A 246-nucleotide genomic window follows, 5' to 3' on the forward strand; every position below is an offset into this window, starting at 1 on the left:
TCTCCCGCGCATACGGCACCAACAACCTGCCCGACTGCTCGAACATGTGCCATGAGTCCAGTGGCTCGGCGCTGGGCGAGACCCTCGGGATCGGCAAGGGCAGCGTCTCGCTCGACGACATCCACGAGTCCGACCTGGTGCTCGTCGTCGGCCAGAACCCCGGCACCAACCACCCGCGGATGCTGTCCGCGCTCGAGGAGACCAAGCGCAGGGGCGGCCGGGTGATCGCGGTCAACCCGCTGCCCG

At 69.1% G+C, this 246-nt stretch carries 1 pseudogene; it reads left to right on the forward strand.

The features are described from left to right. Window positions 1–246: pseudogene (locus Q0L15_RS20235) on the forward strand (hypothetical protein); the annotation flags it as partial.

It is taken from the genome of Nocardioides sp., assembly GCF_024509035.1.
GTDB lineage: Bacteria > Actinomycetota > Actinomycetes > Propionibacteriales > Nocardioidaceae > Nocardioides.